Origin of the sequence: Grimontia hollisae CIP 101886, from assembly GCF_000176515.1 — a bacterium.
Taxonomy (GTDB): Bacteria; Pseudomonadota; Gammaproteobacteria; order Enterobacterales; family Vibrionaceae; genus Enterovibrio; species Enterovibrio hollisae.
This window is the reverse complement of record NZ_ADAQ01000012.1, coordinates 95,805-120,546: the sequence shown is the minus strand read 5'-3', so window position 1 is coordinate 120,546 and position 24,742 is coordinate 95,805. Positions and strand designations below refer to the sequence as shown.

The window sequence follows — 24,742 nt, the reverse complement described above, 5'->3', positions numbered from 1 at the left end:
TCTCCTTAGTGATACAATATTTTCTCTATGGTAAGAGCTGAACTGGATAAATTAGCATCTTCATTTCTCGGTCTAGATATTTGAAATCCCGAATACTCAATATTATTGTTTATAATGTTTGGCATAGCGAATGTCGGTAGATCTAAGTAGCTTCCGATCATTGTAATTTGTAATGTTTTCAAATTTATAGATGAAAACAAGTAGTTATTATTTTTTAAAGAATTAATCGTAGGTGCATAATGGCCTACCGTTGGTATCATGAGTAATGAGCTTTCAATTTCAGTATGGAATTTTTTCTGTAGTACACTTCTGTTATACATCAATTCAGCATAAGTTTTTAGCGTGAATTCTGAACATTTATTAAGTCTGTCAAGTGTTCTTCTTTCAAGTAAGTTTCTGTTATCGCTATTAATTAATGAATAATGCTCCAAGTAAGCTTCTAGTGATCCTAGCCACCCTTTTTTTTGGATTAAGTGAAAAACACTTTGAATTGAACTTAGGCTTTTGGTTTTTATCTTGACTCCAGCGTTAGATAGTGAATTTATTGTTTTGTAAAAATCATTTTTAACGTTTTCATCTGTAACAACCATATCTATCAATGATTCATCGACTGTTACACTAATATTATTTATATCTGCTGGCTTAATGGTTTGTGGAAGACAGCCATTCATTGCATTGTTTAGCGATAAACAATCAGACACGTTATTGGCTAATGTCCCTACAGAATCTAGTGAAGGGGATAGGGTCACTATCCCTTCTTTACGGTGGAAAGAAGCCGTTGGTCGATAACCTACCAATCCATTAAATGCAGCCGGTATACGGATTGATCCAGCGGTATCTGTCCCAACTGCAAATGGAACGATACCTTCCGCAACAGCAATTGCAGATCCACTAGACGAACCGCCCGGAACTTTTATCTCTCCATGTTGTTTGGAACGATAGGGCGTGCCAAAATGAGAGTTTATTCCAATTCCGGAAAATGCTAGCTCACTGAGATTTGTTTTACCAATTGAAGTGAGACCGACTTTTTTTGCGCATTCGACTATATAAGCATCATGATTTTTGGGGATCTTACTCTCTGGTATTATTGAACCATTGCTTGTTGGACAATTGGCTATGTCAATGTTGTCTTTCCAACAAACAGGAATTCCATCTAAATTACTTAGTTTTTTGTTTTTTTTGAATCTTAAATATGAATATTCGGCTTCCTTTCTTCCTATGCTTTCGCAAAAAAAAGTGAATATACTATTCGAGTTCTTTGCCTTCTCTAAACTTCTCTCAAACAGCTCAATGGGATCCATTATATTGTTCGATAATAGTTGGCTAAGATGACTGACTGAAAGCCTGTTTTTATCCAAAGTGGTGGTCATACTGCCCTCCTGATAGTCATCTATAAATCTTCGCGTTTTAGTGACTTATTTTCTAATTCTCTGGTTGTTTTTCTACTAAAATGTCCATTTCCTTCGTGAACCCAGTTCATTCCTTCTGAAGTGGCAAGGTATTCATCATTGAAATTGGATGTGACTTCCTTTTGTTTATATGTAGGGAGTATCCAAACCTTCATTAACAAGAGATAAGTTATAAATGCGATAGGAAACCCAACGAGATAAGCATAGTTGAAGCTGGCTAATGCAGAGGCTCCACCAATAAACCAAGCAATATAGGCAGCCGGGTTTATTCCTTTTATATATTTAAACTGTCCAGATTGATTAAATAAGTCGGGAACATTCAGATGTCTACGACGAATGACATAGTAATCAGCAACAATGATCCCTGCTATTGCAGATAGAATCGCACCATAATAACCAAGAAACGTGAATAGATTGTTGAGTATTAACCATGGCATAGAAAGAGTACCAATTATTCCGGCTAGTATCACACCGAATTTGTAGGTCATTTTGGGAGCGGCTGCATTTACAAAAGTCAAAGCAGCAGGTATCAAGTTTGCCGAGTTATTTGTTGACCATTGTGCTAAAACAACCATCAAGAGAAGAACGATAAGCCCCAATCCAGATTCTTGCCCCTGAATGACATTAATCGGATTCCAATCGCCCGTCGTAATAAATGAAGCTGCACCAATCAGTGCGATCCAAGTTTGTGTTAACGGTAAGGCAAGGAATTGTGCTACAAAGACATTTCTATTTCTTTTAAAAAAGCTTTTTGTTCCAGGCTCGGTTTTAAGGAAGCGTGTAAGGTTGGGAATATCGACAGCCAGAGCAGACCACCAAGACATGTTAGCGACAAACAAAACAAGGAACGAAATCTCTTCCTTTCCTTCAAAGTTCCAGATGTTAATGCCTTTAGTTTTAGCTATGCCATCCAGCGAATAATACATCCAGATAGAGATTGCGATGATTGCTGGCGTCGCCAGGTTTGCAAGTGTTTTAACAGCTCGTATTCCATACGCGGTGTTAATTATCTGAACGATACCGAAAATCCCGTACCAGAAATACCAGTTAGTGAAGCCGGTCAAATACTCAAAAATACCATTGAGCGCAAGTGCGCCCAGATAAGTTTGGATACCAAACCAGATTGCAGCAACCACACCTCTTGACACTGCAGGTAAATGTGTTCCAAACGTACCAAATGGTGCCCTCAGATAAACCGCAAAAGATAAACCATGCTCTGTTCCTATATCCGCGGTGAGTGTCATGACAATCCCGAGAGTTAAGTTTGCAAGGAAGATTGTTAGCAACACATGTTCAAGAGGCATGCCTGATACGCCACCGGCACCAAGAGAAAACGTAGCGATTATGACAGCCATGCCGATCCAGATGGCGATAAATCCCCAGAAACTAATTGTGCGCTGATTTAACCAGACAGGCAGAATGGATTCCTCTATAAGGTGGTTTTCACCTGTTGGGTTATCAACTGTTCTTGCTATTCCTTTAGCTTTATTCATTTTTCCCTCTTGATTTCACGCTTATATGTGAGTTTTCAGGTGAGAGTCATTTTTTGCGAGGCCTCACCTTCTTGAGTTAACAATCACGTTACACATTTTGTATATTGCGCGCAAAGTACAATGTTGCGTTGGTGTTAAGTTTTTTGTGAGTAAAATTTAGAGAAGGGCCCACTTACTGCTTGTTATGTAATAGGTTTTTCTTTGAGCGTTAAAACGGGTAAATTGTTAATTTTTGTGCTTAACACGTTGAAATAACGGGCTAATTTATATTGTATATTGCGCGTGATGTACAAAAATGAAGAAATCATGTGTTGATCACACTTTTTAAACGGTCAAAAAAGGTAGGACTGGGCACTTAGTACGTTTGCGCCACAATTATTGATTCAGCGAAAGGGGCCAACTCTGACTGAACCAGTAGATGATCATCAGATAGTGAGGAAACTAAGTCGCCTAATTGTCAGAATCTTTCTTTGTCGGGTAGGGATATTTTGGGGGCTAGTGCACTCATGTCTTTGATACGTGGTGTCAGAAATAGTCCGGGCTACTCCGGGAGTGGTAGCCTCATGAAAGGAGAGGTGCGGAAAATCGTTCCTATATTCTGGTCGTGGTATAAACGTTGGTGTTTTTTCTGGAGCATAGGTATGAACATGCGGATTTTGGCAGTAGTCCTTATCGCTATTTTTTTCATTACGCCTGCTTTTTCGGCGATAAAGCTGGACTTTTCTGATCTTTCACAATGGGACGTTAAGGTGTTTGAGCGCGAAACTCACTATCAACCAGTGAATGATCCTAAATTTTCAGAGCCTGTGTTGCATGGAAAGAGCGAGAATGGTGCTTCGGGGCTTTTGCAGGAAACGGATATTGATCTCAACAAAACGCCCTGGCTCAGTTATTGGTGGAAAGTAGAAAGCTTTCCGGGCACTACCGATGAGAAGCTGAAAGTGCAGGATGATTTCGCCTGGCGGGTGTCTGTGACTGTCACGCCGGGAATTACCATGATGAGCAGCAAAACCATCGTGTATGTCTGGACACCAAACCAGCCTGAAGATAGCGCCTGGGGAAATCCTTTCGCACCCAAACAATTTAAAATGCTTGCTGCAACGGCCACAGACCAGAAAGATACCTGGGTGAAGGTGACCCGCAATGTGCGGGAGGATTTTAAACGCCTCTACGGGGAGGATTTCGATACCCTGACGGTGGTGGCGGCTACCTCTGACAGTGATAACACACACAGCACATCTTCTGCCTTCCTGAGTACCTTGTTTTTTTCTGAAAGTCCCAATTAGTCATAAGGTTACCTTCCTTCTTACTCTCTGCCCTGATCTCAAGGGTATAAATTCCCTCAATGTACACTTTTAAGTTTACTTTGTTGTTTTGCTGAGTATGATATTCAACCTCTTTAGGTTGCAGTGAATGAAATTCCGGGATCGCCAACGCACTCACTTCGCACCTGCACCTCCCAATTTGAAAGCACCCGAAAGGGATTTTGGAAGTAGAAGTATGTTTCCATTCAAACGTTTACTCGCTGGTAGCTTGTTACTGTGTTCAACAGCTGGCTGGGCGCAGTCTTTTTCTTTGCCGATCTGGAAAGAGGAAGCGGAGGCGTTGGGGTATGTATTACCAAAGCCTTTTGGGTTTAACGTGAGCTATATGAATCTGGAACAGGGCATTGCTGTGGATTCGATTGGGTTTGAGGGGCTGGTAGCGAAAATTCCAGACTTCACCATTCCTACATTCCCGGGACTTCCAGGGATTACGATTCCAGGGTTTGACATGCCGATCCCAAGGGATCTGATTGATATTCAGGCTGAGCCGGGTAGACAGAAAAGTGAAGTGCTTTCTTTACGCGGAGACGTATGGCTTTTCCCGTTTCTTAATGTCTACGGCATGGTCGGTAAGCTGAAAGGATATTCCGAAACCCGCGTGACAGTGGGTGTTAAGGGGATTGACAAAAGAAGCGATCCCATCGATTTCAAACTTGATTTAGATGGTGACCTATACGGTGGAGGGATTGTCCTTGCCGGGGGCTATGGCAACTGGTTTGGTCTGGTGGATGCCAGCTACACCAAAACCAATTTAACGGTAATCGATGGGGCGATTGATGCCTACGTGGTGTCGCCGCGTATTGGTTATGACTTTCATACCCGCGGATTTCCGATGCGGCTATGGGCCGGCGCCATGTATCAGGATGTGGAGCAGTCACTGTCGGGAAGCTTGTCCAGCCTGGATTTACCCGCGGGACTTTCCGGCCTTCTTGGCGCGGTAAACAAGGATGGCAAAGGGCGCTTTAATGTCGAACAGCGCCTGACCACGGCATGGAACCCGATTGTCGGTATGCAGTACCAGATTTCGCCAAACCTTTACCTTCTGGGCGAGGCGGGATTTGGCGAGCGTACCAGTGTTTTCTTCTCAATTGACATGCGTTACTGAGGAGAGAACATGAAAACGACATCTCTGGCCATGTGCGCGCTGGCGTTGCCCTCACTGACACTGGCCTTTGAGCGTGACCAACCGGATTGGATGGATAGCCTGCTTACCGAGCTCGGGTCCAGCGACACTATCAATGTCGAACAGGGCGTTGACTGGGGTGTGCTACCGGGGCCTTTTGTGAACCCCGAGCAGGGGCTGGGGTTCGGGGTTGCTGCGGTGGGGCTTTATGCGCCCTCTGACTGGGTAGATACCACGCCATACTCTACCGTCGCGGTGAAATCCTATGTGTCGACATCAGGGTCATACGGACTGGGCGTGGAAAACCGCACTTACCTGCGCGGAGACACGTTGCGCTTGCTGGCCGATGGCTGGATCAGCCATGCTCCGGGCTATTACTGGGGCATAGGGCGTGATGCCGCTGAAAATAGCGCCAACAAAACCAAACAAGAAGCGCGGATCCTCAAGCTTTCCCCCAAAGTGTCATATCAATTTTTGCCTGCGTCTTACATCACGCTTGGCTGGGATTTGCAGCGCCTCACCGATCAGGAATCTGATGGGCCGGCGCTGTCAGGTATACAGCTTGATGATGCCATGAGCAGTGGTGTGGTACTGGCGCTTGAGTATGACAGCCGTGACTTTGAGCCGAATCCCGAACGGGGCCGTTTGGTCAGTGCAGAGTGGGTCACCTACCGCGATGCCATTGGTTCGGACTTTGACTATGACCGCATTACGGTAAATTACCGCGAATACCAGCGGCTATCCCAAGACAGCATCCTTGCCTGGGAAGTTTATGGGCAGGGTGTGGCCGGCGATGTACCTTGGTATGCCTACTCAGAGCTGGGGAGCGATAAGCGGATGCGTGGCTATTACATTGGCCAGTACCGTGACCGCTACCAGCTTTCTGCGCAAATGGAATGGCGACACCAGTTTAACGCCAGACACGGCATGGTGACCTGGGTGGGCGCGGGAAATGTCGCGCCAGATACCGACGGCCTGTTTGACCAACGATGGTTGCCAACCGCCGGCATTGGCTACCGGTTTGCGTTTAAACCCCGCATCAATGTGCGTTTTGATTTTGGTATTGGCAAGGACAGCAGCGGGTTCTATTTCCATATCAACGAAGCGTTTTAACAGCGAAGCATTATCATGGTGAGCAGATTTAACCCTTGGGTTCGCCGCCTGTGCCTGGGTGGCCTACTCGTTAGTATAAGCAGTATGTCATTGGCCGAGGCGCCTGTGGGTGTCAGGCCCTGTTGCGCCTTTGGTAAAGATTTGAAAGCGCAGGTGGGTGGGGTGCCTGTCCCCTTTTTCTCGGTCGGAAATGTGCTGGATGTCGATGGTGTCGGTCACCACAGATACAATGACGGCTCTGAAGGTGTTTCCAGCAGCCTGTTGGGAATGGGTAAGGAACACAATGGCCTGATTTACACAGAACTTGGCGGGTTTATTGATACCGCCCATGTCCGTGATACGGCGGATTATACCTACTACCTGTTTAGTGAAATCCGCCGTCATATTGGCACCGATGCAGAAATCCGGTTGCCGGCAGAGTTGCGTGAACGGGTGATTGTGCTGAAGGCACAGCCCGGCGGTTTGCCACAAAAGACACAGCGGCAACTTTCGGTTGAGATTGCCGGGGTCATGGCATTCAGGCTGGCTCAGTGGCACGAAATTGCACAATGGTTTGGTCTGATGTCGGTGGCCGGGTTTAAAGAGCTGGCCTCGGCATTCTCCCCAGAAGATCTGTATTCCAATATGCTGGGTGCGCAGCTTGCTATGGGTATTCTGCGTGATTCGCCTGATCTTGATCTGCAAGGATTTGGCAAGGCGATGGATATAGCTCTGGCAGAGAAACTGAAGGCGCTGAAAGCGGTCTCCAGTCAAGAGACTGCGTCCCGCATTGAGGCGTTGGATGGCATTTGGTGGGACAGCAGCAAACGCTTGCCGGATAAGTGGGTATTGCTTCACCGCGACTATGCACTTTCCCTTTCACTGTTACCCAATGGGGTGGCAGGCGGAGAGGCATTGCACTTACCGCAGATGCTGTCCAACAGTGATCCCCTGAGCCAGTGGGCGCAATTTGAAGCGCGGGCATCGAATGAGGAGAAGGCATTTACAGGGTTGCCCGGCGGGTTAAAAGCCAAATCCGTCTGGACAGAACATGATTTCCCGGCATTGGCAGCGTTTGCAAAAGAACAAGACAGCCAGGGGCGACGGTAGGTCCCCCCTTTGTTTCATCCCCAGTTAAAACAGCAGAATAGACCCCCAGGTGACCCCAACCAGCAGCAGGGCAACAAACACGGCGGCAGAACCAATGTCTTTGGCCCTGCCGCTCAGTTCATGATGCTCAGGGCCAATGCGGTCTACGACGGCTTCAATCGCCGAGTTAATCAGTTCCACGATCACCACCAGAAACAGAGTGGCGACCATCAAGAGCTGCTCAATCTGGGTCACGGGCAAAAAAAACGATGCCGTGGTCATCACAACCAACAGCACCAATTCCTGTCGAAATGCAGCCTCATTGTTCCATGCTGCGCGAAGTCCCTGAAAAGAGTAACCGGTTGCATTAAAAATGCGTTTCAGCCCAGTTGTGTTGGGTTTCATCTTAATATGTCTCAGGTAGTCTAGATATCGGCTGTTCGCCATTATGCCAAATATCTTAGCGTTAGGTGAGAGCCTTTTATGCCGCTTTCAGGCCAAAACCGTTCCCTGAATGGTTAAACCTAAGCAAAAAAGCCACAAGTGCCTGTGACGTTTTCTCTCTCTGGTAACAGGTTACTTTGAACCGTGTTTTTCAACAGACCGGGTGATGCGATTAGATTCATCCCGCCATTCAACCCTGCTGGATGCCAAAGTGGGGGGGCGATCAAGCCTTGGGCTGGAGGGAGCGGTGGGATTTATAGTAAGTTGACTGGGAATAAATCAGGGAAATTTCTGCCACTTCTTTGGATGTTGTACTAAATTTAAGATCCAGCTTTGTAGAACTTACCCGCTGACAGGACAGGGCCATGCCAAATCTGATCAACACCAGTTATTCAAATAACATGTACCTCAATGCCCGCCAGCGCGAGAAAGATGAGGCTCAGTATGGTGCGCGTAATGACAGTGTGAAGACAGAACAGTCCCTGACATCGGCAGAACGGACGGAAATGCTTCGCAAAGAACGCGAAGAAAAAATGAAAGCTGAAAAGGCCCAAGCGGAGGCATCGCAGCGTGGTGATTACCGTGGCTTGATTGATCGCGTTGCTGAACAGGAAGCGAAAATGGCCAAGTTTTCGGCGTACACCCAAGGTCAGCAGCAACTTCTCAAGCAGGTTGAGAAAACCATTATGCCAAATGAGGAGCCTGCCAGTTATAACCTCAAGGTGTAACTGGTTTCCCCTTTCCTGCCACGCTTCTTCATCAATACTTCTTCTAACCGTTTAAGCCGTGCGTTGATATGACGCCAGCCGTGTTTAGCAAAACACAAAACCAGTGCTAAAAATTGTTTCAGATTCCCGTTCCTTATCCTCACTTTTAATACATACAACCCTCGCCAAGACGCTTAGATTGGGAAGTTGGGAATGTTATTTTCCCTGCTGACTTGGTCATTTATTGCGACGCATAGGAGAGCCTGCATGAAGACCGATCAATCTACTCCTGTTGAACATTTTGTTGATGTGTCCCGCCAATCCGGCACCATCTGGGGTTTACACTGTAAAGATGGCTGGGTGATTTGTGATTCCGCCATATATGAAAAGACCGATGTCATGCCTTTCTGGTCATCGAGGGAGGCTGCAGCACGGCACTGCATTGATGAATGGTCCGAATTCTCTCCTATGGCGATTCCCTTGAAGGAGTTTGTCAATGAATGGCTGGTGGATCTTAGCAACGAAGCCGTGATGTTAGGGCCGGATTGGGGAAGTGACCTGTGTGGTGAAGAGGTGGAGCCTTTTGATCTGATGCAACGATATTTGAACGTCGCCAACTTCCAGTAATTCCGTCATTCTTTTCCCGTTTGTCAATCTGTTTGTACATTCTCTCCTTTACAGTACGGGCCTCAGATGCACTGGCCCCGCATTGCTTTTCACCATGGCTGGCTGCTATTTCTGATTAACAAGTGATTTACATTTTGCTGAGTGGATTTGCTGAAAAGATGACATGCTGGTAAGGAGAAGCAAATGGATAATACCACGATTAACCCTATGGGGACCGATGGCTTTGAGTTCGTTGAATACACAGCGCCAAATGCAAAAGGAATAGCCGATCTGAAGAACCTGTTTTCTTTGATGGGGTTTGCAGAAATTGCCAAGCATAAACATAAAGCGGTGTGGTTATATCGTCAGGGCGACATCAATTTTATTGTGAACGGTGAAATCGACTCTCCGGCCAGAGGGTTTGCCAATGTGCATGGTGCAAGCGTAAACGCGATGGCATTTCGGGTGAAAGATGCCCGCCACGCGATCGATTATGCCGTGAAGCAGGGTGCACAAGCGTGTGAAGCCAGGGTTGGTCCGATGGAGCTGAACATTCCGGCCATTTATGGCATCGGTGGTTCTTACCTCTACTTGGTGGATCGTTACGGTGACAACGACATTTACGACATTGACTTTGATTTCTACCCAGACTGGCTGGAACGCCTGAGAACAGCCGATGCCGGTTTGCGGGTGATTGACCACCTTACCCACAATGTGGAAATAGGGAATATGGATGTGTGGGCCGATTTCTATGACCGGATTGCCAACTTCAAGGAAATCCGCTTTTTTGATATTGAGGGTAAGCTGACCGGTCTGAAATCCCGTGCATTGACGGCACCTTGCGGCAAAATCCGTATTCCGATCAACGAATCGAGCGATGATAAATCCCAGATTGCCGAGTACCTAAAAGCGTATAACGGCGAGGGTATCCAGCATATCGCGCTCAGCACTGACGATATCTATAAAACGGTAGCGTCATTGAAAAGCCGTGGTATGCGGTTTATGGATACGCCGGACACCTATTATGAGAAAGTGAATGATCGTGTAGGAGGGCATGAAGAAGATGTAGAGCAGCTTCGGGATTTACGCGTATTGATCGATGGCAATATGGACACTGGCATTCTGCTGCAGATTTTCACCGATACCGTGATAGGTCCAGTGTTTTTCGAGATCATACAGCGCAAAGGCAACCAGGGCTTTGGCGAAGGCAATTTCCAGGCGCTGTTTGAATCAATAGAGCTCGATCAAATCCGCCGTGGCGTGTTGGATGCCGGATAATCGTCTGGGCTTCTGTGGCTGGCGCCATCTCTATGGTTTTCTGCTGAACAGGCATTTACTCTCTGGCAAGGCCAACAATGATCCTAGAGATATTTTCCGATAATCTCCGCCAGTTCTCCGCTGTTACGCATCTGAACAAGCCGTGCATCGACAAAACGTTTCAGTGCAGGGTCGATGCCAGGTGAATAGGCCAGATGGATAGAATAGGTCGGTATTAAGTTGTCAATGGGATGCAGTATGTATTCACCATGGGTAAAGCCCAGCCGTTTCAGGTGGTATTTGAGGCGTAAGTCCATTTCGATAAAACCACCAACATCTTTCAGCCTGTCAACGACCCGAAATGCAGAATCGTAGTTTTTAACCCTGACGTCGCTCACGGCGCCTTTTTTGATGTATTTGTTTAACCCCGGGTAATGGAATCCGAATAACAAGACGACAATTTTTCCCTGTAAATCTTCCGGTGTTCGATAAGAAAACCCCGTCCCTGAATGGCTGAGAATACTGTGGCTAACATCAAGTAACGGTGTTTCCGACAGGTTCGCAGCCTGCATACCTCCCCAGGCAGGGCTTCCATATGTTATCCAGTTGCCTTGTTTTTTCTTGTTCAGTTCCGCGATAAAGCGATTGAACGGATACGTGTAAATGTCCAGTTGATATTCTGACCCGTTGAGTGCCTGCCTGATTACATCCGTGACAATGCCCCGGTGATTGGTGCCATCCTCCTGGATTTGCAAGGGTTCAGACTGATCTTGGATCACCAGATAATCCAGCGAGAGGGCAACGGCCTGATTTGACAGCATCAGTGATAGTACAGCCAGCTTAATCACCTGAATTTTTGGGGGGCAAACAAGATAAAAAAGGGAATCTTTAACGGACATGGTAATGGTCATCCAAGTTTACAAAACGTGACTATTCTTAATAAGAGTGATTAAAACTTAAGACACTAATAAGCCTAGACTATGTCGAATCAAAAAGAGAATTTTGCCCAACCTTCAAGCATGGCCGCACGGTTGGTTGGCCGTGTTCTCCTCGTATGCAGCCTACTTGCGTTTCTGGTCGCCACGTTTGCGCTGTATTTGGACTATCAGGCGCGCACGGAACAAATGCGCAATAATGCCCTGCTGATCCAGAAAACGGATCTGGCTGCGATTACCCACAGTGTCTGGCAGGAAGATCTGGGGCAACTTCAGATGATCACACAAGGGATTTTCCGTGATCCGGACATCAGTTATATCAGCGTGTTTGATGACGAACGCGTTCTGGCCGAAAACGGCACACCGCCTGCGGAGCCTAAGTATGCCTACCAGTGGCCTTTGGTGCATGAGCAATATGGCAAGGTTTACCCATTAGGATATTTACAGGTGGAGGTGGGCCTGGAGGATATCTACAGCGCACTGACAGAACGGTTTGTGATGCTGCTGCTGTTTTTAGGTGGTGCCACGTTGGTGCTTGGCGGCCTTGTCTTTTTCATTGTTTACGTGGATGTGGTCAGGCCCCTGGTTTGGATCTCCCACGGAGTGACAAAGTTTGGCGCGGACAACTTGCCCGAAACGATTGAGCCGCCTAAACGCCCTTTGGGTGAGGAGTTAGTCACCCTCTATACCCAGTACAATGATACTGTGGCCAAGATGCGCGAATACAATGCTGAGCTGAAAAGTGCCAAGATGCAGGCAGAGCAGGCGAACCAGAAAAAAAGTGAATTCCTTGCCAACATGAGCCATGAGATCCGCACACCAATGAATGGCATCATTGGTATGGCTTCCCTGCTGAAGGGCACCCCCCTGGATGAGGAGCAACGGGAATTTATTGAGATGCTGGAAACCTCGTCACTTTCCCTGCTCGACATCATCAACGATATTCTCGACTTTTCGAAAATCGAAGCGGGTAAACTTGAGCTCGACAGTGTGGAACTGAACCTGTTTGAGCTTTGCAAAGACATTGAACACCTGTTCAGGTTACGTACCAAGGAAAAGGGCTTAGAGTTTGAGTGCGGCCTGGATCAGAATTTAACGCCCCTTTTAGTGGGAGATGCACCAAGACTGCGTCAGGTAATGATCAATCTGGTGGGTAATGCGGTGAAATTCACCCAGAGCGGGAAAGTCAGCGTGAGTATCCGGCAGGTTGCTGAAGCGGGTGACAATATTACAGTGACGTTTGAGGTAGAAGACACCGGCATAGGGATCCCGGCGGATAAGCTGAAAACCGTTTTTGAAAAATTTGAACAGGCAGATGGTAGCATGAGCCGCAACTTTGGCGGCACTGGACTGGGACTGGCGATCTCCAGCCAGATTGTGGAACTGATGGGCGGTGAAATTGAAGTGGAAAGCCGTGAAGGTGAAGGCAGTCGCTTTTTCTTCACTGTGACGTTTGAGCGGGCGCAAATGCCTGAAGCCATGCCGGGCGATACATTGCTGTTTGCGGATGCCGCCATGTTGCTGGTGGACGACAGTCGCCTGAACATGCGCATTACCAGTGCCCAGCTAAGCAATCTGGGGTGTCAGGTTTCCTGTTGTGTGCATTCTGAAGATGCTGAAGAGATGATTGCTGAGCGTATCGATACTGCTAAACCGTTCAAGCTGGTGATCTTGGATAAACTGATGCCGAATTCTGATGGTTTTTCTATTGCTTCCAGACTCCGTAAACGGTTTGGAAAACGTTGTCCAAGCCTGATGATGATCACGGCAGCGCCGGAAGTGCACGACAATGTCAAACTTGAAAGTCTTAACATCGAAGGATATCTGTCTCGCCCTTATAAATTCAATGACCTGAGAAATCATCTCGCCCGTATTTTACGAGGCCAGCAGGCACAGCTGGGTGTGGTGTCCATGTCAGCACACAAAGCCGATCAAGACGCAAAAACTGCCAACCCGCCAGAATCCGGTACGTATCAAGGCCGAGTGTTGGTGGTAGAAGATACGTTAGTGAACCAACGTGTAACGCAAGCCATGTTGGTACGGCTGGGGGTAGATGTGGTGGTGGCAGAGAATGGGCAAGTGGCTATCGATTATTGCAAACATGATATTTTCGACCTGATTTTTATGGATTGTCAGATGCCGGTGATGGACGGTTACCAGGCAGCCCGCCTGCTGCGCGAGCATGGATATGCACCACACACACCGATTGTCGCCCTGACAGCCAATGCCACGGCGCAGGACAGGGAAAATTGCCTGAAAAGTGGTATGGACGACTATATTGCCAAGCCGGTACGAAAGGCAGAGTTAGAACGGATGATCAAAAACCATATGCCGGGTTCGGCACAGGAGCGCACCAAAACACGTTGATAAATGGTTTTCGTTGGGCCTAAATAAAAATGCCTGCTTTGTGAGCAGGCATTTTACTGGGGGTGTCATACCCATTCAAAACGACGTGAGTGTCTTGACTGAGTTTCCCGCTACATTGCGGATTTCCACTGCTGGAGCAGTTCTTCGTAGCCGATAGTCTGGCCCTGTGGCTTCTCATTGCTGAGCTTGGCTTTCGGTGCACCTGGCTGGCTTAACCAATACGCAGCATCACGAGGTTTGTTCAGTTTGGGTCCACAGGCGCCCTGTACGTTTGCCCGCTCAAGGCGCTGCAACACGCGGTCTTGTGCTTTCGCCAGACCATTGAGTGCTTCCTGCGGCGATTTTTCGCCATTGGCTGCTTCAGCAATGAACTGCCACCACAGCTGCGCCAGCTTAGGATAATCGGGCACATTGGTACCGGTGGGTGTCCACTGAACACGTGCCGGGCTGCGGTAGAATTCCACCAGACCACCGAGTTTCGGGGCGACATCCGTCATTGCCTGAGAGTTGATATCAGACTCACGGATGGGTGTCAGGCCAACCAGAGTTTTCTTCAGTGACACGGTCTTTGCTACCGTAAACTGCGCATACAGCCAGGCAGCCATACGGCGTTTCGGCTCGGTAGATTTCATCAGTGTCCATGAGCCGGTGTCCTGATAACCAAGCTTCATGCCTTCTTCCCAGTAAGGACCACGTGGTGACGGCGCCATGCGCCATTTCGGTGTGCCGTCTTCATTGACCACGGCCAGACCGGGTTTGGTCATGTCAGCAGTAAAGGCGGTATACCAGAAGATTTGCTGGGCGATGGAGCCCTGCGCAGGAACCGGACCGGCTTCTGAGAAGGTCATTCCCTGTGCTTCCGGTGGGGCATATTTGCTGAGCCAGTCGACATATTTGGTGGTAGCGTAAACTGCTGCCGGGCCATTGGTCGCGCCGCCGCGTTCAACACTGGAACCGACAGGCGAACAGCCTTCTACCCGAATACCCCATTCATCGACCGGTTTCCCGTTTGGAATGCCTTTGTCACCCGCACCGGCCATAGAGAACCAGGCATCGGTAAAGCGCCAGCCGAGAGACGGGTCTTTTTTGCCGTAATCCATGTGACCGTAAACGCGCTCACCGTCAATCTCCTTGACGTGGACCGAGAAGAATTCGGCAATGTCTTCATACGCGGACCAGTTGACCGGCACGCCCAGCTCATACCCGTAAATCTCCCTGAATTTGGTTTTCAGGTCGTCGCGGGCAAACCAGTCGGCGCGGAACCAATAAAGGTTGGCAAACTGCTGGTCAGGCAGCTGGTAGATTTTTCCGTCCGGGCCAGAGGTAAAGCTGATGCCGATAAAGTCATCCAAATCCAGAGTGGGCAGGGTAACGTCTTTGCCTTCCCCTTTCATGTAATCGCTGATCGGGAACACTTTGCCGTAGCGGAAGTGGGTACCAATCAGGTCGGAGTCATTGATGTAAGCATCATAAATGCTGCGGTTGGACTGCATTTCAGTTTGCAGTTTCTCTACCACATCCCCTTCCTGAATCAGGTCATGGGTGACCTTGATACCGGTGATCTCTTCAAAGGCTTTCGCCAATACTTTGGATTCGTATTCGTGGGTGGTAATGGTTTCAGAAACAACCTTGATTTCCATACCACGAAAGGGTTTGGCCGCGTCGGTAAACCAGGCCAGTTCTTTGAGCTGTTCCTCTTGGCTTAGTGTGGAAGGGGTGAACTCATTGCCGATCCATTTCTTTGCTGCGTCGCTGTACTGGTCGGCGAGCGCCGTCGGTGCCAGTAGCACGCTGATCATAAACCCAAGCGGAGTCCATTTGTTTACAGCAGGCAATTGCTTCATAGTTTCGCTCCTTTGTCGTTTTTCTTCCTAACCCCAACGTAAAACGGCCACCAGCCATACGACAGCTATCCCGAAGGGATACCAGATGGGTAAGTCCGTCATTCCGATGAAGAGAAGGTGGATATAGGCGCTGCCCAGCAGCCCTATAAAGAGTCGATCACCCCGGGTTGTGCGGATAGGCAAAAAGCCTTTTCTTTCCACACAAGGACGGAGTACTTCGAATAGGGTCATCGCCGCCAGCATGCAGGCAATGGTGATAAAAAACAGGGCGCTCGGGAGTGTCCAGGCCATCCAGTTCATGTCATTTCTCCTTATACACGTCCGAGAGCGAAGCCTTTGGCAACGTGGTTACGCACGAACCAGATAACCAACAGGCCGGGAACAATGGTCAGTACGCCTGCGGCAGCGAGCACGCCCCAGTCGATGCCGGACGCGCTGACAGTCCGGGTCATGGTGGCGACAATGGGTTTGGCATTGACCGAGGTCAGGGTTCGCGCCAGCAGTAGCTCCACCCAGCTGAACATAAAGCAGAAAAAGGCGGTGACCCCGATACCTGAGCGGATCATCGGAATGAAGATCCGCACGAAAAAACGGGGAAAGCTGTAGCCGTCGATATAGGCGGTTTCATCAATTTCTTTCGGTACACCGCTCATAAAACCTTCCAGAATCCAGACCGCCAGAGGCACATTGAACAGGCAGTGAGCCAGCGCCACCGCGATATGGGTGTCAAACAGGCCGACAGAGCTGTAGAGCTGGAAAAACGGCAACAGGAAGACCGCAGGCGGTGCCATACGGTTGGTCAGCAGCCAGAAGAACAGGTGTTTGTCACCGATGAACTTATAGCGTGAAAACGCGTAGGCAGCGGGCAGGGCAACAGCCAGTGACAACAGGGTATTGATACTCACGTAGGTCAGTGAGTTCAGGTAGCCTGAATACCAGCTCGGGTCGGTAAAAATCACCGCGTAGTTGTCCAGCGTGAAGGTTTGTGGCCAGAAGGTCAGGCCGCCGAGGATCTCCTCATTGGTTTTGAATGACATCATCAACAGCCAGTAGATGGGCGTCATCAAAAACAAAATGTAGGCGAGCAGGCCGAAGGTTTTTCTTGTCATGGCTTAGCCCCTTTTGTCCATGTTGGTCATGGCGGTGTAGAACACCCAGCACACCAATAAGATGATCAGAAAGTAGATAATCGAGAATGCGGCTGCCGGGCCGATATCAAACTGGCCAACCGCCATTTTGGTCAGTGCCTGTGAAAGGAACGTGGTGGCGTTACCCGGGCCGCCGCCAGTCAGTACGAACGGCTCGGTGTAAATCATAAAGCTGTCCATAAAGCGCAGCAGGACACCCAAAAGCAGCACGCTTTTGAGTTTGGGCAACTGGATATAGCGAAATACCGCCCAGTTAGATGCACGGTCGATTTTGGCCGCCTGATAATAGACATCCGGAATTGCGCGCAGGCCGGAGTAACACAGCAGGGCAACCAGCGAGGTCCAGTGCCAGACATCCATCACCAACACCGTGACCCAGGCATCCACTGGGTTGGAGGCATAGTTGTAGTCCACGCCGATGTTGTTGAGAAACCAGCCCAGTAAGCCGATGTCTGCGCGGCCGAATATCTGCCAGATGGTGCCCACCACGTTCCAGGGAATCAGCAGCGGAATGGCAAGGATGATCAGCACAATAGACGCCCGTAAACCACGGGCCGGCATGCAAAGCGCCACGGCAATGCCAAGAGGGATCTCTATCGCCAGCACACAGAAGGAGTAGATAAACTGGCGCACCAGCGAATCGTGCAGGCGTGGATCGTTTAAGATCTCCCGATACCATTCCGTGCCGACAAAATACCGGGTGTTCTGGTCAAAAATATCCTGAATGGAATAGTTCACTACCGTCATCAGCGGGATGATGGCGGAGAAAGCCACCAGCAGGAAAACCGGCAGCACCAGCAGCCAGGCGCGGTTATTCTCAGTTTTAGTCTGCATCCTGCTCTCCTGTTTGTGGGGTTTCTTCTGGTTCCCCGGCAAGGTATTCATCGATATACAACTTGAGCCACTGGGCGGGGAAGCTGATGCAGGCGTGGCCTTGTGGCACAGGATCCTCTTCTGCGATGCGCAGCTTGATGGTCTGGGCGCCAAACTGCGCCGTGACGATTTTGTAGGTGCCCAAATCCTCAACGTGTTGAACCGGGACTTCCCACGCCTCGCTGTGTTTGTCGTGCCAGACATGGACAAATTCAGGGCGGATGCCGACTTTGATGTTGTTGCTGTCAGTGCGGGCGAGGACCTGCCGCTGGGTGTCGGTCAGGGGGATGGGAATGTCGCCAAACAAGACATCACCGCTTTCACTGCGCTTAACTGGCAGCAGGTTCATACCCGGACTGCCAATAAAAAAGCCGACAAAGGTGTGGTTGGGGCGCTCAAACAGCTCCCGTGGCGACCCAAACTGGACAATCGCCCCGTCGTACATCACCGCAATTTCCTCGGCGAACGTGGCCGCTTCGAGCTGGTCGTGGGTGACATAAATCATGGTGATGTGGAATTGCTCATGGATCTGGCGCAGCTTGCGGCGCAGCTTCCACTTCAGGTGAGGGTCAATGACCGTCAGGGGTTCGTCAAACAGAATGGCCGACACGTCTTCGCGTACCAGCCCCCGGCCCATTGACACTTTTTGTTTCTCATCGGCGGTAAGGTTGCTGGCGCGCTTGTTGAGCACATTACCCAGCTCCAGCAATTCTGCCACTTCGCTAACCCGGGAACGCACTTTGGCTTCCGGGGTTTTCATGTTGCGAAGCGGAAAAGCGAGGTTGTCATACACGGTCATGGTGTCGTACACCACCGGAAACTGGAACACCTGCGCAATGTTGCGCTCCTGAGGGGCAAGCTGGCTGACATCCTGTCTGTCGAACATTACCTCCCCTTCCGAAGGGGTAAGCAGTCCGGAGATGATGTTCAGCATGGTGCTTTTTCCGCAACCGGATGGGCCCAGAAGGGCATATGCTCCGCCATTTCGCCAGGTGTGGGTCATCTTACGGATAGCGTAATCACCGCGGTGACGGGGAGAAGCCATGTAAGAATGTGCCAATGCGTTGAGAACAATTTCTGCCATTGGTTAGCCTCCCGTCCGTCGTGCAGACTGGATCAATTTTTGTGATTCATCAAAGACATACAGCTTGTGGGTTGGGACATAGATACTGATTTTCTGATCCACGTCGTAGTCGTGAACACCTGGCAAGTGCAGCACCATACTGATGTCGCGGTTACGCACATGGAGGAAGGTCTCACTGCCACTGATTTCTGCCAGTTCAACATCAACCGTCAGTTCCAGATCGTCATCATTATTGGGAACAAGGCTCAGGTGGTTAGGGCGGATGCCAAACTGATAGTGTCCATCCTGAAGCTCACCAAGATCGGTGTTGAGCGGAAAGTGAATATGTTCATCAAAGGAAACATTGCCGCCACCGACACTGCCACGAATGAGGTTGATAGGGGGCTCACCAAAAAGATCGGCGCAGGTAACCGAAGCGGGGTGGTGATACACTTCAGGGGTCGAGCCAGACTGGATCACTTTGCCTTCATGCATCAGGACAATGTTTCCTCCCAGTGCCAGTGCTTCATTCGGCTCGGTGGTGGCATACACTGCAATGGTGTTTCGCTCGGCAAACAATTCACGCATTTCCTGACGGAGCTCTTCACGCAGTTTGTAATCGAGGTTTACCAAAGGTTCGTCGAATAAAATGAGATCGGCATTTTTCACCAAGGCCCGCGCCATGGCGGTACGCTGCTGCTGTCCGCCTGACAGCTCCAGTGGCAGGCGATCGAGATACTGCTCGATATGCAGCATCTCTGCGGTTTCCTGCACTTTTTGTTTGATGACAGCTTCAGGCTGCTTTTCCAGCCGCAGGGGGGAAGCAATATTTTCAAACACTGTCAGGTTGGGGTAATTGATGAACTGCTGGTAAACCATGGACACATTGCGCTCGCGGACAGGCACGCCAGTCACATCCTGCCCATTGAACAGCACCCGTCCGCTGGTGGGGTTATCCAGCCCTGCCATCAGCCGCATCAGGCTGGTCTTTCCTGCCAGTGTCCGGCCGAGCAAAACATTAAACGATCCCGGTTCAATACGTAAATGAATGTCATCCAACCAGGTTTCCTGATGGCTGATTCTTGTGACATGTTGTAATTCGAGTGACATGCAAACTCCCTGTTTAAAAAACGACCCGCAGTATTTGCTATATCGTCATTTGCGAAAACGCGCATTTCCTTTTGCAATCCGAATGACATATGCCAGATTCATGCCGTAAGTTAAATAAATGTTAATTAATTGATTGGTAATAGTTTTATAGAAATGTGAGCGGCATCACTGTGAAAAAAGTGTTGAGTAGTGTGTTGACTGTTAACGAATTGTGAACAATGCTTAACGCTCGTATGGTTGTTCGAACGCGCATGGAAGGGCAAATGGAATGAGCGATCTGGCTCACACTCATGATGAGGTTATTGAGGCATCGTGGCGGCGTTGCCGCTCGTTTGGGCTGAACCCGAAAAGCACCCCGTCTATTGTTCGTCTCAACAACGGTGATTGGCAGGACGCCCAGGACAAATCGAAAGACCTGATTGTGACTACTCAGGAACAGGTACTGCCTTTTTATGAAAACATTCTGATCAACAGTAACAGTCTGGTGCTGCTGGCAGACAGCCGTGGCAACCTTCTCAGCCGCTGGGGGCGACCGGGATTTATCAATCAGATGGAAAGCCACCTTTTTGAACAGGGGACCAGCTGGCTTGAACGGTTTAACGGTACCAATGCCATCGGTACAGCATTACAGACCTGTGAGTCTGTTGTGGTAGCTCGGGACGAGCACTATTTGATTGCCAACCGTTATATGACAGCATCCGCCGCTCCGATCTTTAACAGTGAACAGGAGCTGGTAGGGGTGCTTAACATTTCTTCTGATGCTTATTTGCCCACCTCCCATGTCAACGGCATGGTGAAGATGATGACCCAATCCGTTGAAAACCAGCTGATTATGTCCACTTACCGGCTTCACTATTACACCCTGGTGTTTAATACCAGCGAGGATAATCACACCAGCCAATGGTCTGGGCTTTTGGTGTTTAACCACAGCGGGGAAATTGTTGCCGCCAACCGCCGGGCCGATTTGCTGGTTGGCCATGTGCTGAAAGGACTGAACATTGAAACCGTGACCGGGATTTCTCCACTGAAACTTTCTGCACACCCTGAAAACCAGACGCTCTCTTTTCTGGGTATTGCCAATTACCGGTTGTTTGGCATGCTCAAACACCCTACAGCGACAACTTTCCGTGTTGCTCATATCCCGCTTTCTGCGCCTGTCATCAAATCGGTATCCAAGCCTTCTCTTGCACGCAATGGTGCCCGCTGTCTGTCAGAACTCGATCTTGGCGATCTGAACATGCAAAAGGCAATAAGGCAGGCAGCCAGCGTGGCCAACAGTGATATTCCGCTGGTTATTCAAGGGCCCACGGGCGCAGGCAAAGAAGTGTTTGCCAAGGCGGTCCATGCGTCATCAAACCGGGCAGCGAAGAAGTTTGTTGCCGTGAACTGTGCTGCAATCCCTGCTGAGCTGGTGGAATCTGAACTTTTTGGTTACGTGAAAGGGGCCTTTACCGGTGCGAGTAACAAGGGGAGCATTGGCTATATCCGTCAGGCGGATGGCGGTACGCTGCTGCTGGATGAAATCGGTGATATGCCGATGCATGTTCAGGCCCGGCTTCTTCGTGTGTTGCAAGAAAAATCCGTGACGCCGCTTGGCAGCACGGAAAGCTTTCCGGTTGATTTTAGGGTGATCAGCGCCACGCACCAACCGCTTCGTACTTCTGTCGCCCAAAAAGCGTTTCGGGAAGATCTGTATTACCGGATCAATGGGCTAACCCTCTTCCTGCCCGCGTTGGCTGAGCGTACCGATATTACTAGTCTGGTAGATACTCTGCTGCCAGAGCTGGCAGACGGGAAATATCCACCGGTAAGCCGTGAGGTGCTGAACCTGTTTAAACACCACCCCTGGCCCGGGAATATCAGGCAATTGGTGAATACCCTGCGTGTCGCGTTGGCATTGTCGGATGGCCACATTATCCAGTCACATCATTTGCCGGATGACTTCTTTCTGGATTTAAAAGAAGCGTCACAGATTGTCCAGTCGACGGGAGAGCCGGAGGTAGAAACACTGAAAGTAACTAGCTGGCGTGAAAGTCTGCCTGAACTTTTCGCGATCACCGAAGGAAACATCACCCGAATTGCTGAGATATCCGGTGTTAGCCGGAACACGATATATAAACGCCTTAAGGTGCTTGGTATTAAGTAGTCTTCATGCTCCTCCTTTATTAAGGACAGACAAGTGGCTAATGGTCGCTTGACGTTGTGTTTGAAATGCATGCTGGTTTGTTGTCTTTCTAAAGTGTCTGCCTATGGTTTTTTTACATTTCCCTGTCTTTTCTTTCTCTGTTTGTCGCTACACTCCGCGTCCGTCGGCGACAGGGCCGATGTTGGAGGACTGAAAAGATGAAAATGAAATCCTGGTTTTTTTTAGTTTGTCTGGCATTGAGTTTTTTTGGGGCCAGTACGCTGGCGCGGGCAGATGATGAAATTACGCTGGGCCGAACCATTGTGTTTAAAAACACCGATTACGGGGCACCTATTCCATTGTTGGTTTGCCGCCGTGTGGATGCCATCAAAGTGAAGGCTGACCGTGATATGTACCTGCGCAAGGTGGTGGCGACGTTCAAAAACGGTGAGACCAAGACATTCCGTTTCTACAGAAATATCAAAGAAGATGGCACCACGCGCTGGCGAGAACTGCCGTACAAGCGATGCGTGAAAAAGCTGGAAGTTTATGGTGAATCCAAAAACTCATCCGCCGGTGTACGTGTTTATGGCAGAACATAGTGGTGTGCCTAATCCTCTGCTTGTCCTAATAATGGTTCAAGAATGCGTTATAACACTCTGCTAGTTTCAAATCAGGTTTCAGGGAAAAACCTGATGACAAGAGGTATGCGCTATGAAGCTGGTGAATGTACTAAGTGGTGATGTCGTCAAAGAGTCAGATAATCTGGACGAGCTTAAGCATCTCGGCATGTCTATTGCGCTTCAGGATGGACTTCAGGCTACCCAGTGGAGTCTGGATGAAACCTGTAGCCACTATCGGATGTCAGGCAAAACTGTACTCTGTCTGAGAGATGAAGAAGGTGCTGTGTTTCGCATTTTTTTGCCGAAATAATGCGCTTAAAGCCGTTGTTAAAAGTTCTCGGCGGGCTTCACAATCTGGCTTTCATTTCTCGCTTATGATGGATCCATCCGAAGTTGACATGAGGAGTTTATGAAAACGTTTAAAGGTTTGATTATCCCGACAGGTGTTGACGACATATTGAAGCGAAAAGCGGGTCTCTACGTCTAACAGGGATGCCAACCCATCACAAAAACGTGAATAGAAAAATCATCGCTTTTTGTAGTGTATTCTCATTTACCTCTTTACCATGCAGTCAAAGGCCATCGCTTCTGATGGCCTTTCTTCGATCACTCACATTTCGTAACAACAAACTGACCGGCGGCACGTTATGTCGTTTAGCCACGGTAAACGCTTCTGGTATTATCTGAGCCAAACAAAGCGCATGCTTTTAGTAAGATGTTTTTGGGGAGAGCGACGTAATGGATCTGAACGATCTGGAAAAATACCTGGCACTGAACCGTATCGACTATAAACCTGCTACCAATGATGATGGCTTGCTGATCAACTTGGGTTTTCTGGTTGGACGGGTACATGTGCGTTATGAAAAAGACGCCAATACGTTCAACTTCAATGATAAGCCTCGATGGGTGACTCAAATTGCCCTGATGGTGCTGATGGTTTATTTCCTGTTGTCAAACTTCAATATCTACTCCTCGCTCCAGCTTTACACTTGCATTGCTGTCACTCTCGCTATGCTCGGTATTTTTGGTTACAAGGAATCGCGCATTAAGAAACTGAAACGGGCTGTTCAGGGCCAGAATCTGTTATCAAGATAGATCTAAATCCACTTATGGAGGCAGGACGGAAGAGCGGATGGTTGTCAACTCCGGTGAACAGCGATGTTGATCTGGCGTTAATCCTCTAAACCCGTTATTACCTCGCGATGCGAGTGATTTCATTTTGCTGTGTGATACTTGCCAATACGCTGTTCTGAAAAGGGATATTTGCGTTACACCTGACGCCATACTGCCTTCCTTGTTGTCTCTTAAAACGCTACTATGTGCATATTCATTTCATGCGTTTTAATCGGTGTGAAAACGCATTGGGTGTTACTGGTCACTCATGGATATTGCGATGCGCTCACCGGTTCTTGAATCCCCGCCGGTACATTGTGATCCCGTGTGCACCAAGTGTTTTTGTGCCAAAATTTATCCGTAGGTTGCGCGTTTTATTTTTATTGGAGAAGCCAAATTGCATCACTACCGCTGGTATGCAGTTTATACCCATTTCAATGAGGAGAAAGTGCTCCGTGACGAGCTTCTGGCGAAGGGTTATGAAGTCTATTTGCCAGAGCGCAAGTTATGGGAAACCCTTGGGAATAGACGACGCGTCACGTATGAGCCTTTGTTCAAGTGCCATCTTTTCGTGCGTACAACGCCAGAAGGTTTGAAGAATGTTAAGCAGGCGCAGGGCTTTTCCCACTTGGTGCGTTACGGTAAGTATGTCGCGACCATTTCTGAATCCCACATCATCAAAATCAAAACCATTTTGTATTATTACGAAGATGCAACGTCCGTTTCCAACAGTAATGTAGAAGGCCTTGCTGTGGCGGTGGTGAATGGTCCTTTGAAAGGCATGATTGGTGTGCTTCCTGCCGGTGAGGGGGAAAGACCCATTGCGATGGAAATCGGACAACTGGGGTACTCTGTCAACGTGACGGTGCCAATGGATACGATATTCCGCACCCAGGTTCCATCTGTCGCCTGAACATTGTCTGTCTTCCAGAATGATCGCCAAAAGCAAGCCGGATAGTTTGTCTTTCTTGTTCCTCTTCTGCTTGTATTCTGCCT

General features: G+C 48.9%; 23 protein-coding genes. 13 read left to right on the top strand and 10 right to left on the bottom strand.

Annotated elements, in window-relative coordinates; genetic code table 11:
* Positions 1-5: 5 nt before the first annotated feature.
* Both VHA_RS11680 and VHA_RS11675 read right to left on the bottom strand, forming a co-directional pair.
* A complete protein-coding gene (locus VHA_RS11680) occupies positions 6-1,370 on the bottom strand; it encodes an amidase family protein (protein ID WP_005504549.1) in 1,365 nt (454 codons plus the stop codon).
* Between the two features lie 20 nt (positions 1,371-1,390).
* Complete coding sequence (locus VHA_RS11675) at positions 1,391-2,902, bottom strand: NCS1 family transporter (protein WP_005504548.1); 1,512 nt, start codon at positions 2,900-2,902, stop codon at positions 1,391-1,393.
* 641 nt (positions 2,903-3,543) lie between these two features.
* Here VHA_RS11675 and VHA_RS11670 point away from each other — a divergent pair.
* The 4 genes from VHA_RS11670 to VHA_RS11655 all read left to right on the top strand — a co-directional run bounded on the left by VHA_RS11670 (position 3,544) and on the right by VHA_RS11655 (position 7,552).
* A complete protein-coding gene (locus VHA_RS11670; protein WP_005504547.1) occupies positions 3,544-4,188 on the top strand; it encodes a DUF3047 domain-containing protein in 645 nt (214 codons plus the stop codon).
* Positions 4,189-4,402: 214 nt separating this feature from the next.
* Positions 4,403-5,332 (top strand): hypothetical protein, encoded by a 930-nt coding sequence (locus tag VHA_RS11665; protein WP_005504546.1) that lies wholly within the window; start codon positions 4,403-4,405, stop codon positions 5,330-5,332.
* Positions 5,333-5,341: 9 nt separating this feature from the next.
* A complete protein-coding gene (locus VHA_RS11660) occupies positions 5,342-6,463 on the top strand; it encodes a BamA/TamA family outer membrane protein (RefSeq protein ID WP_005504545.1) in 1,122 nt (373 codons plus the stop codon).
* 84 nt (positions 6,464-6,547) lie between these two features.
* Positions 6,548-7,552 (top strand): DUF4056 domain-containing protein, encoded by a 1,005-nt coding sequence (locus VHA_RS11655; protein WP_005504544.1) that lies wholly within the window; start codon positions 6,548-6,550, stop codon positions 7,550-7,552.
* Positions 7,553-7,576: 24 nt separating this feature from the next.
* On the opposite strand, the gene VHA_RS11650 is transcribed toward VHA_RS11655, so the two are convergent.
* Positions 7,577-7,936, bottom strand: a complete 360-nt coding sequence (locus tag VHA_RS11650; protein ID WP_005504543.1) for a diacylglycerol kinase — start codon at positions 7,934-7,936, stop codon at positions 7,577-7,579.
* A 404-nt stretch (positions 7,937-8,340) separates the two neighbouring features.
* Between VHA_RS11650 and VHA_RS11645 the strand changes: the two genes are divergently transcribed.
* The 3 genes from VHA_RS11645 to hppD all read left to right on the top strand — a co-directional run bounded on the left by VHA_RS11645 (position 8,341) and on the right by hppD (position 10,566).
* The gene (locus VHA_RS11645; protein ID WP_005504541.1) at positions 8,341-8,703 is read left to right on the top strand and encodes a hypothetical protein; all 363 of its coding nucleotides are present in this window, start codon (positions 8,341-8,343) and stop codon (positions 8,701-8,703) included.
* A 246-nt stretch (positions 8,704-8,949) separates the two neighbouring features.
* Positions 8,950-9,309, top strand: coding sequence for a DUF2750 domain-containing protein (locus VHA_RS11640; protein ID WP_005504540.1), 360 nt, complete (start codon positions 8,950-8,952; stop codon positions 9,307-9,309).
* A 183-nt stretch (positions 9,310-9,492) separates the two neighbouring features.
* Entirely contained in the window at positions 9,493-10,566 is a 1,074-nt protein-coding gene (gene hppD, locus VHA_RS11635; RefSeq protein WP_005504539.1) for a 4-hydroxyphenylpyruvate dioxygenase, read from the top strand.
* 83 nt (positions 10,567-10,649) lie between these two features.
* On the opposite strand, the gene VHA_RS11630 is transcribed toward hppD, so the two are convergent.
* Complete coding sequence (locus VHA_RS11630; protein ID WP_226926501.1) at positions 10,650-11,393, bottom strand: substrate-binding periplasmic protein; 744 nt, start codon at positions 11,391-11,393, stop codon at positions 10,650-10,652.
* 132 nt (positions 11,394-11,525) lie between these two features.
* Here VHA_RS11630 and VHA_RS11625 point away from each other — a divergent pair, with 132 nt between their 5' ends.
* Complete coding sequence (locus VHA_RS11625) at positions 11,526-13,847, top strand: response regulator (RefSeq protein WP_040528828.1); 2,322 nt, start codon at positions 11,526-11,528, stop codon at positions 13,845-13,847.
* A gap of 110 nt (positions 13,848-13,957) precedes the next feature.
* Here the strand turns inward: VHA_RS11625 and VHA_RS11620 are convergent, their stop codons facing one another.
* Genes VHA_RS11620 through VHA_RS11595 form a run of 6 tightly spaced genes read right to left on the bottom strand, consistent with a single transcriptional unit; the run spans position 13,958 to position 19,885 of the window.
* On the bottom strand, positions 13,958-15,691 hold the full coding sequence (locus VHA_RS11620) for an ABC transporter substrate-binding protein (RefSeq protein WP_005504535.1): 1,734 nt from the start codon (positions 15,689-15,691) through the stop codon (positions 13,958-13,960).
* Between the two features lie 27 nt (positions 15,692-15,718).
* Positions 15,719-15,991: a DUF2160 domain-containing protein gene (locus tag VHA_RS11615; protein WP_005504533.1), complete on the bottom strand. Its 273-nt coding sequence runs from the start codon at positions 15,989-15,991 to the stop codon at positions 15,719-15,721.
* A gap of 11 nt (positions 15,992-16,002) precedes the next feature.
* Positions 16,003-16,800 carry a carbohydrate ABC transporter permease gene (locus tag VHA_RS11610; RefSeq protein WP_005504531.1) on the bottom strand — a complete coding sequence of 266 codons (798 nt, stop codon included), beginning with the start codon at positions 16,798-16,800 and terminating at the stop codon, positions 16,003-16,005.
* A 3-nt stretch (positions 16,801-16,803) separates the two neighbouring features.
* Positions 16,804-17,673, bottom strand: a complete 870-nt coding sequence (locus VHA_RS11605) for a carbohydrate ABC transporter permease (protein WP_005504517.1) — start codon at positions 17,671-17,673, stop codon at positions 16,804-16,806.
* Positions 17,663-18,796: an ABC transporter ATP-binding protein gene (locus VHA_RS11600; RefSeq protein WP_005504507.1), complete on the bottom strand. Its 1,134-nt coding sequence runs from the start codon at positions 18,794-18,796 to the stop codon at positions 17,663-17,665. Before VHA_RS11600 ends, VHA_RS11605 begins: the two co-directional genes overlap by 11 nt.
* Positions 18,797-18,799: 3 nt before the next feature.
* Complete coding sequence (locus tag VHA_RS11595) at positions 18,800-19,885, bottom strand: ABC transporter ATP-binding protein (RefSeq protein ID WP_005504503.1); 1,086 nt, start codon at positions 19,883-19,885, stop codon at positions 18,800-18,802.
* A gap of 268 nt (positions 19,886-20,153) precedes the next feature.
* Here VHA_RS11595 and VHA_RS11590 point away from each other — a divergent pair, with 268 nt between their 5' ends.
* The 5 genes from VHA_RS11590 (at position 20,154) to VHA_RS11570 (ending at position 24,659) form a co-directional block, all read left to right on the top strand.
* Entirely contained in the window at positions 20,154-22,031 is a 1,878-nt protein-coding gene (locus tag VHA_RS11590) for a sigma-54-dependent Fis family transcriptional regulator (RefSeq protein WP_005504501.1), read from the top strand.
* Between the two features lie 197 nt (positions 22,032-22,228).
* Positions 22,229-22,612, top strand: a complete 384-nt coding sequence (locus tag VHA_RS11585; RefSeq protein WP_005504499.1) for a DUF2541 family protein — start codon at positions 22,229-22,231, stop codon at positions 22,610-22,612.
* Between the two features lie 112 nt (positions 22,613-22,724).
* On the top strand, positions 22,725-22,943 hold the full coding sequence (locus tag VHA_RS11580) for a hypothetical protein (protein WP_005504498.1): 219 nt from the start codon (positions 22,725-22,727) through the stop codon (positions 22,941-22,943).
* Between the two features lie 428 nt (positions 22,944-23,371).
* The gene (locus VHA_RS11575; protein WP_005504496.1) at positions 23,372-23,728 is read left to right on the top strand and encodes a hypothetical protein; all 357 of its coding nucleotides are present in this window, start codon (positions 23,372-23,374) and stop codon (positions 23,726-23,728) included.
* Between the two features lie 415 nt (positions 23,729-24,143).
* Complete coding sequence (locus tag VHA_RS11570; protein ID WP_005504493.1) at positions 24,144-24,659, top strand: transcription termination/antitermination NusG family protein; 516 nt, start codon at positions 24,144-24,146, stop codon at positions 24,657-24,659.
* Positions 24,660-24,742 lie beyond the last annotated feature (83 nt).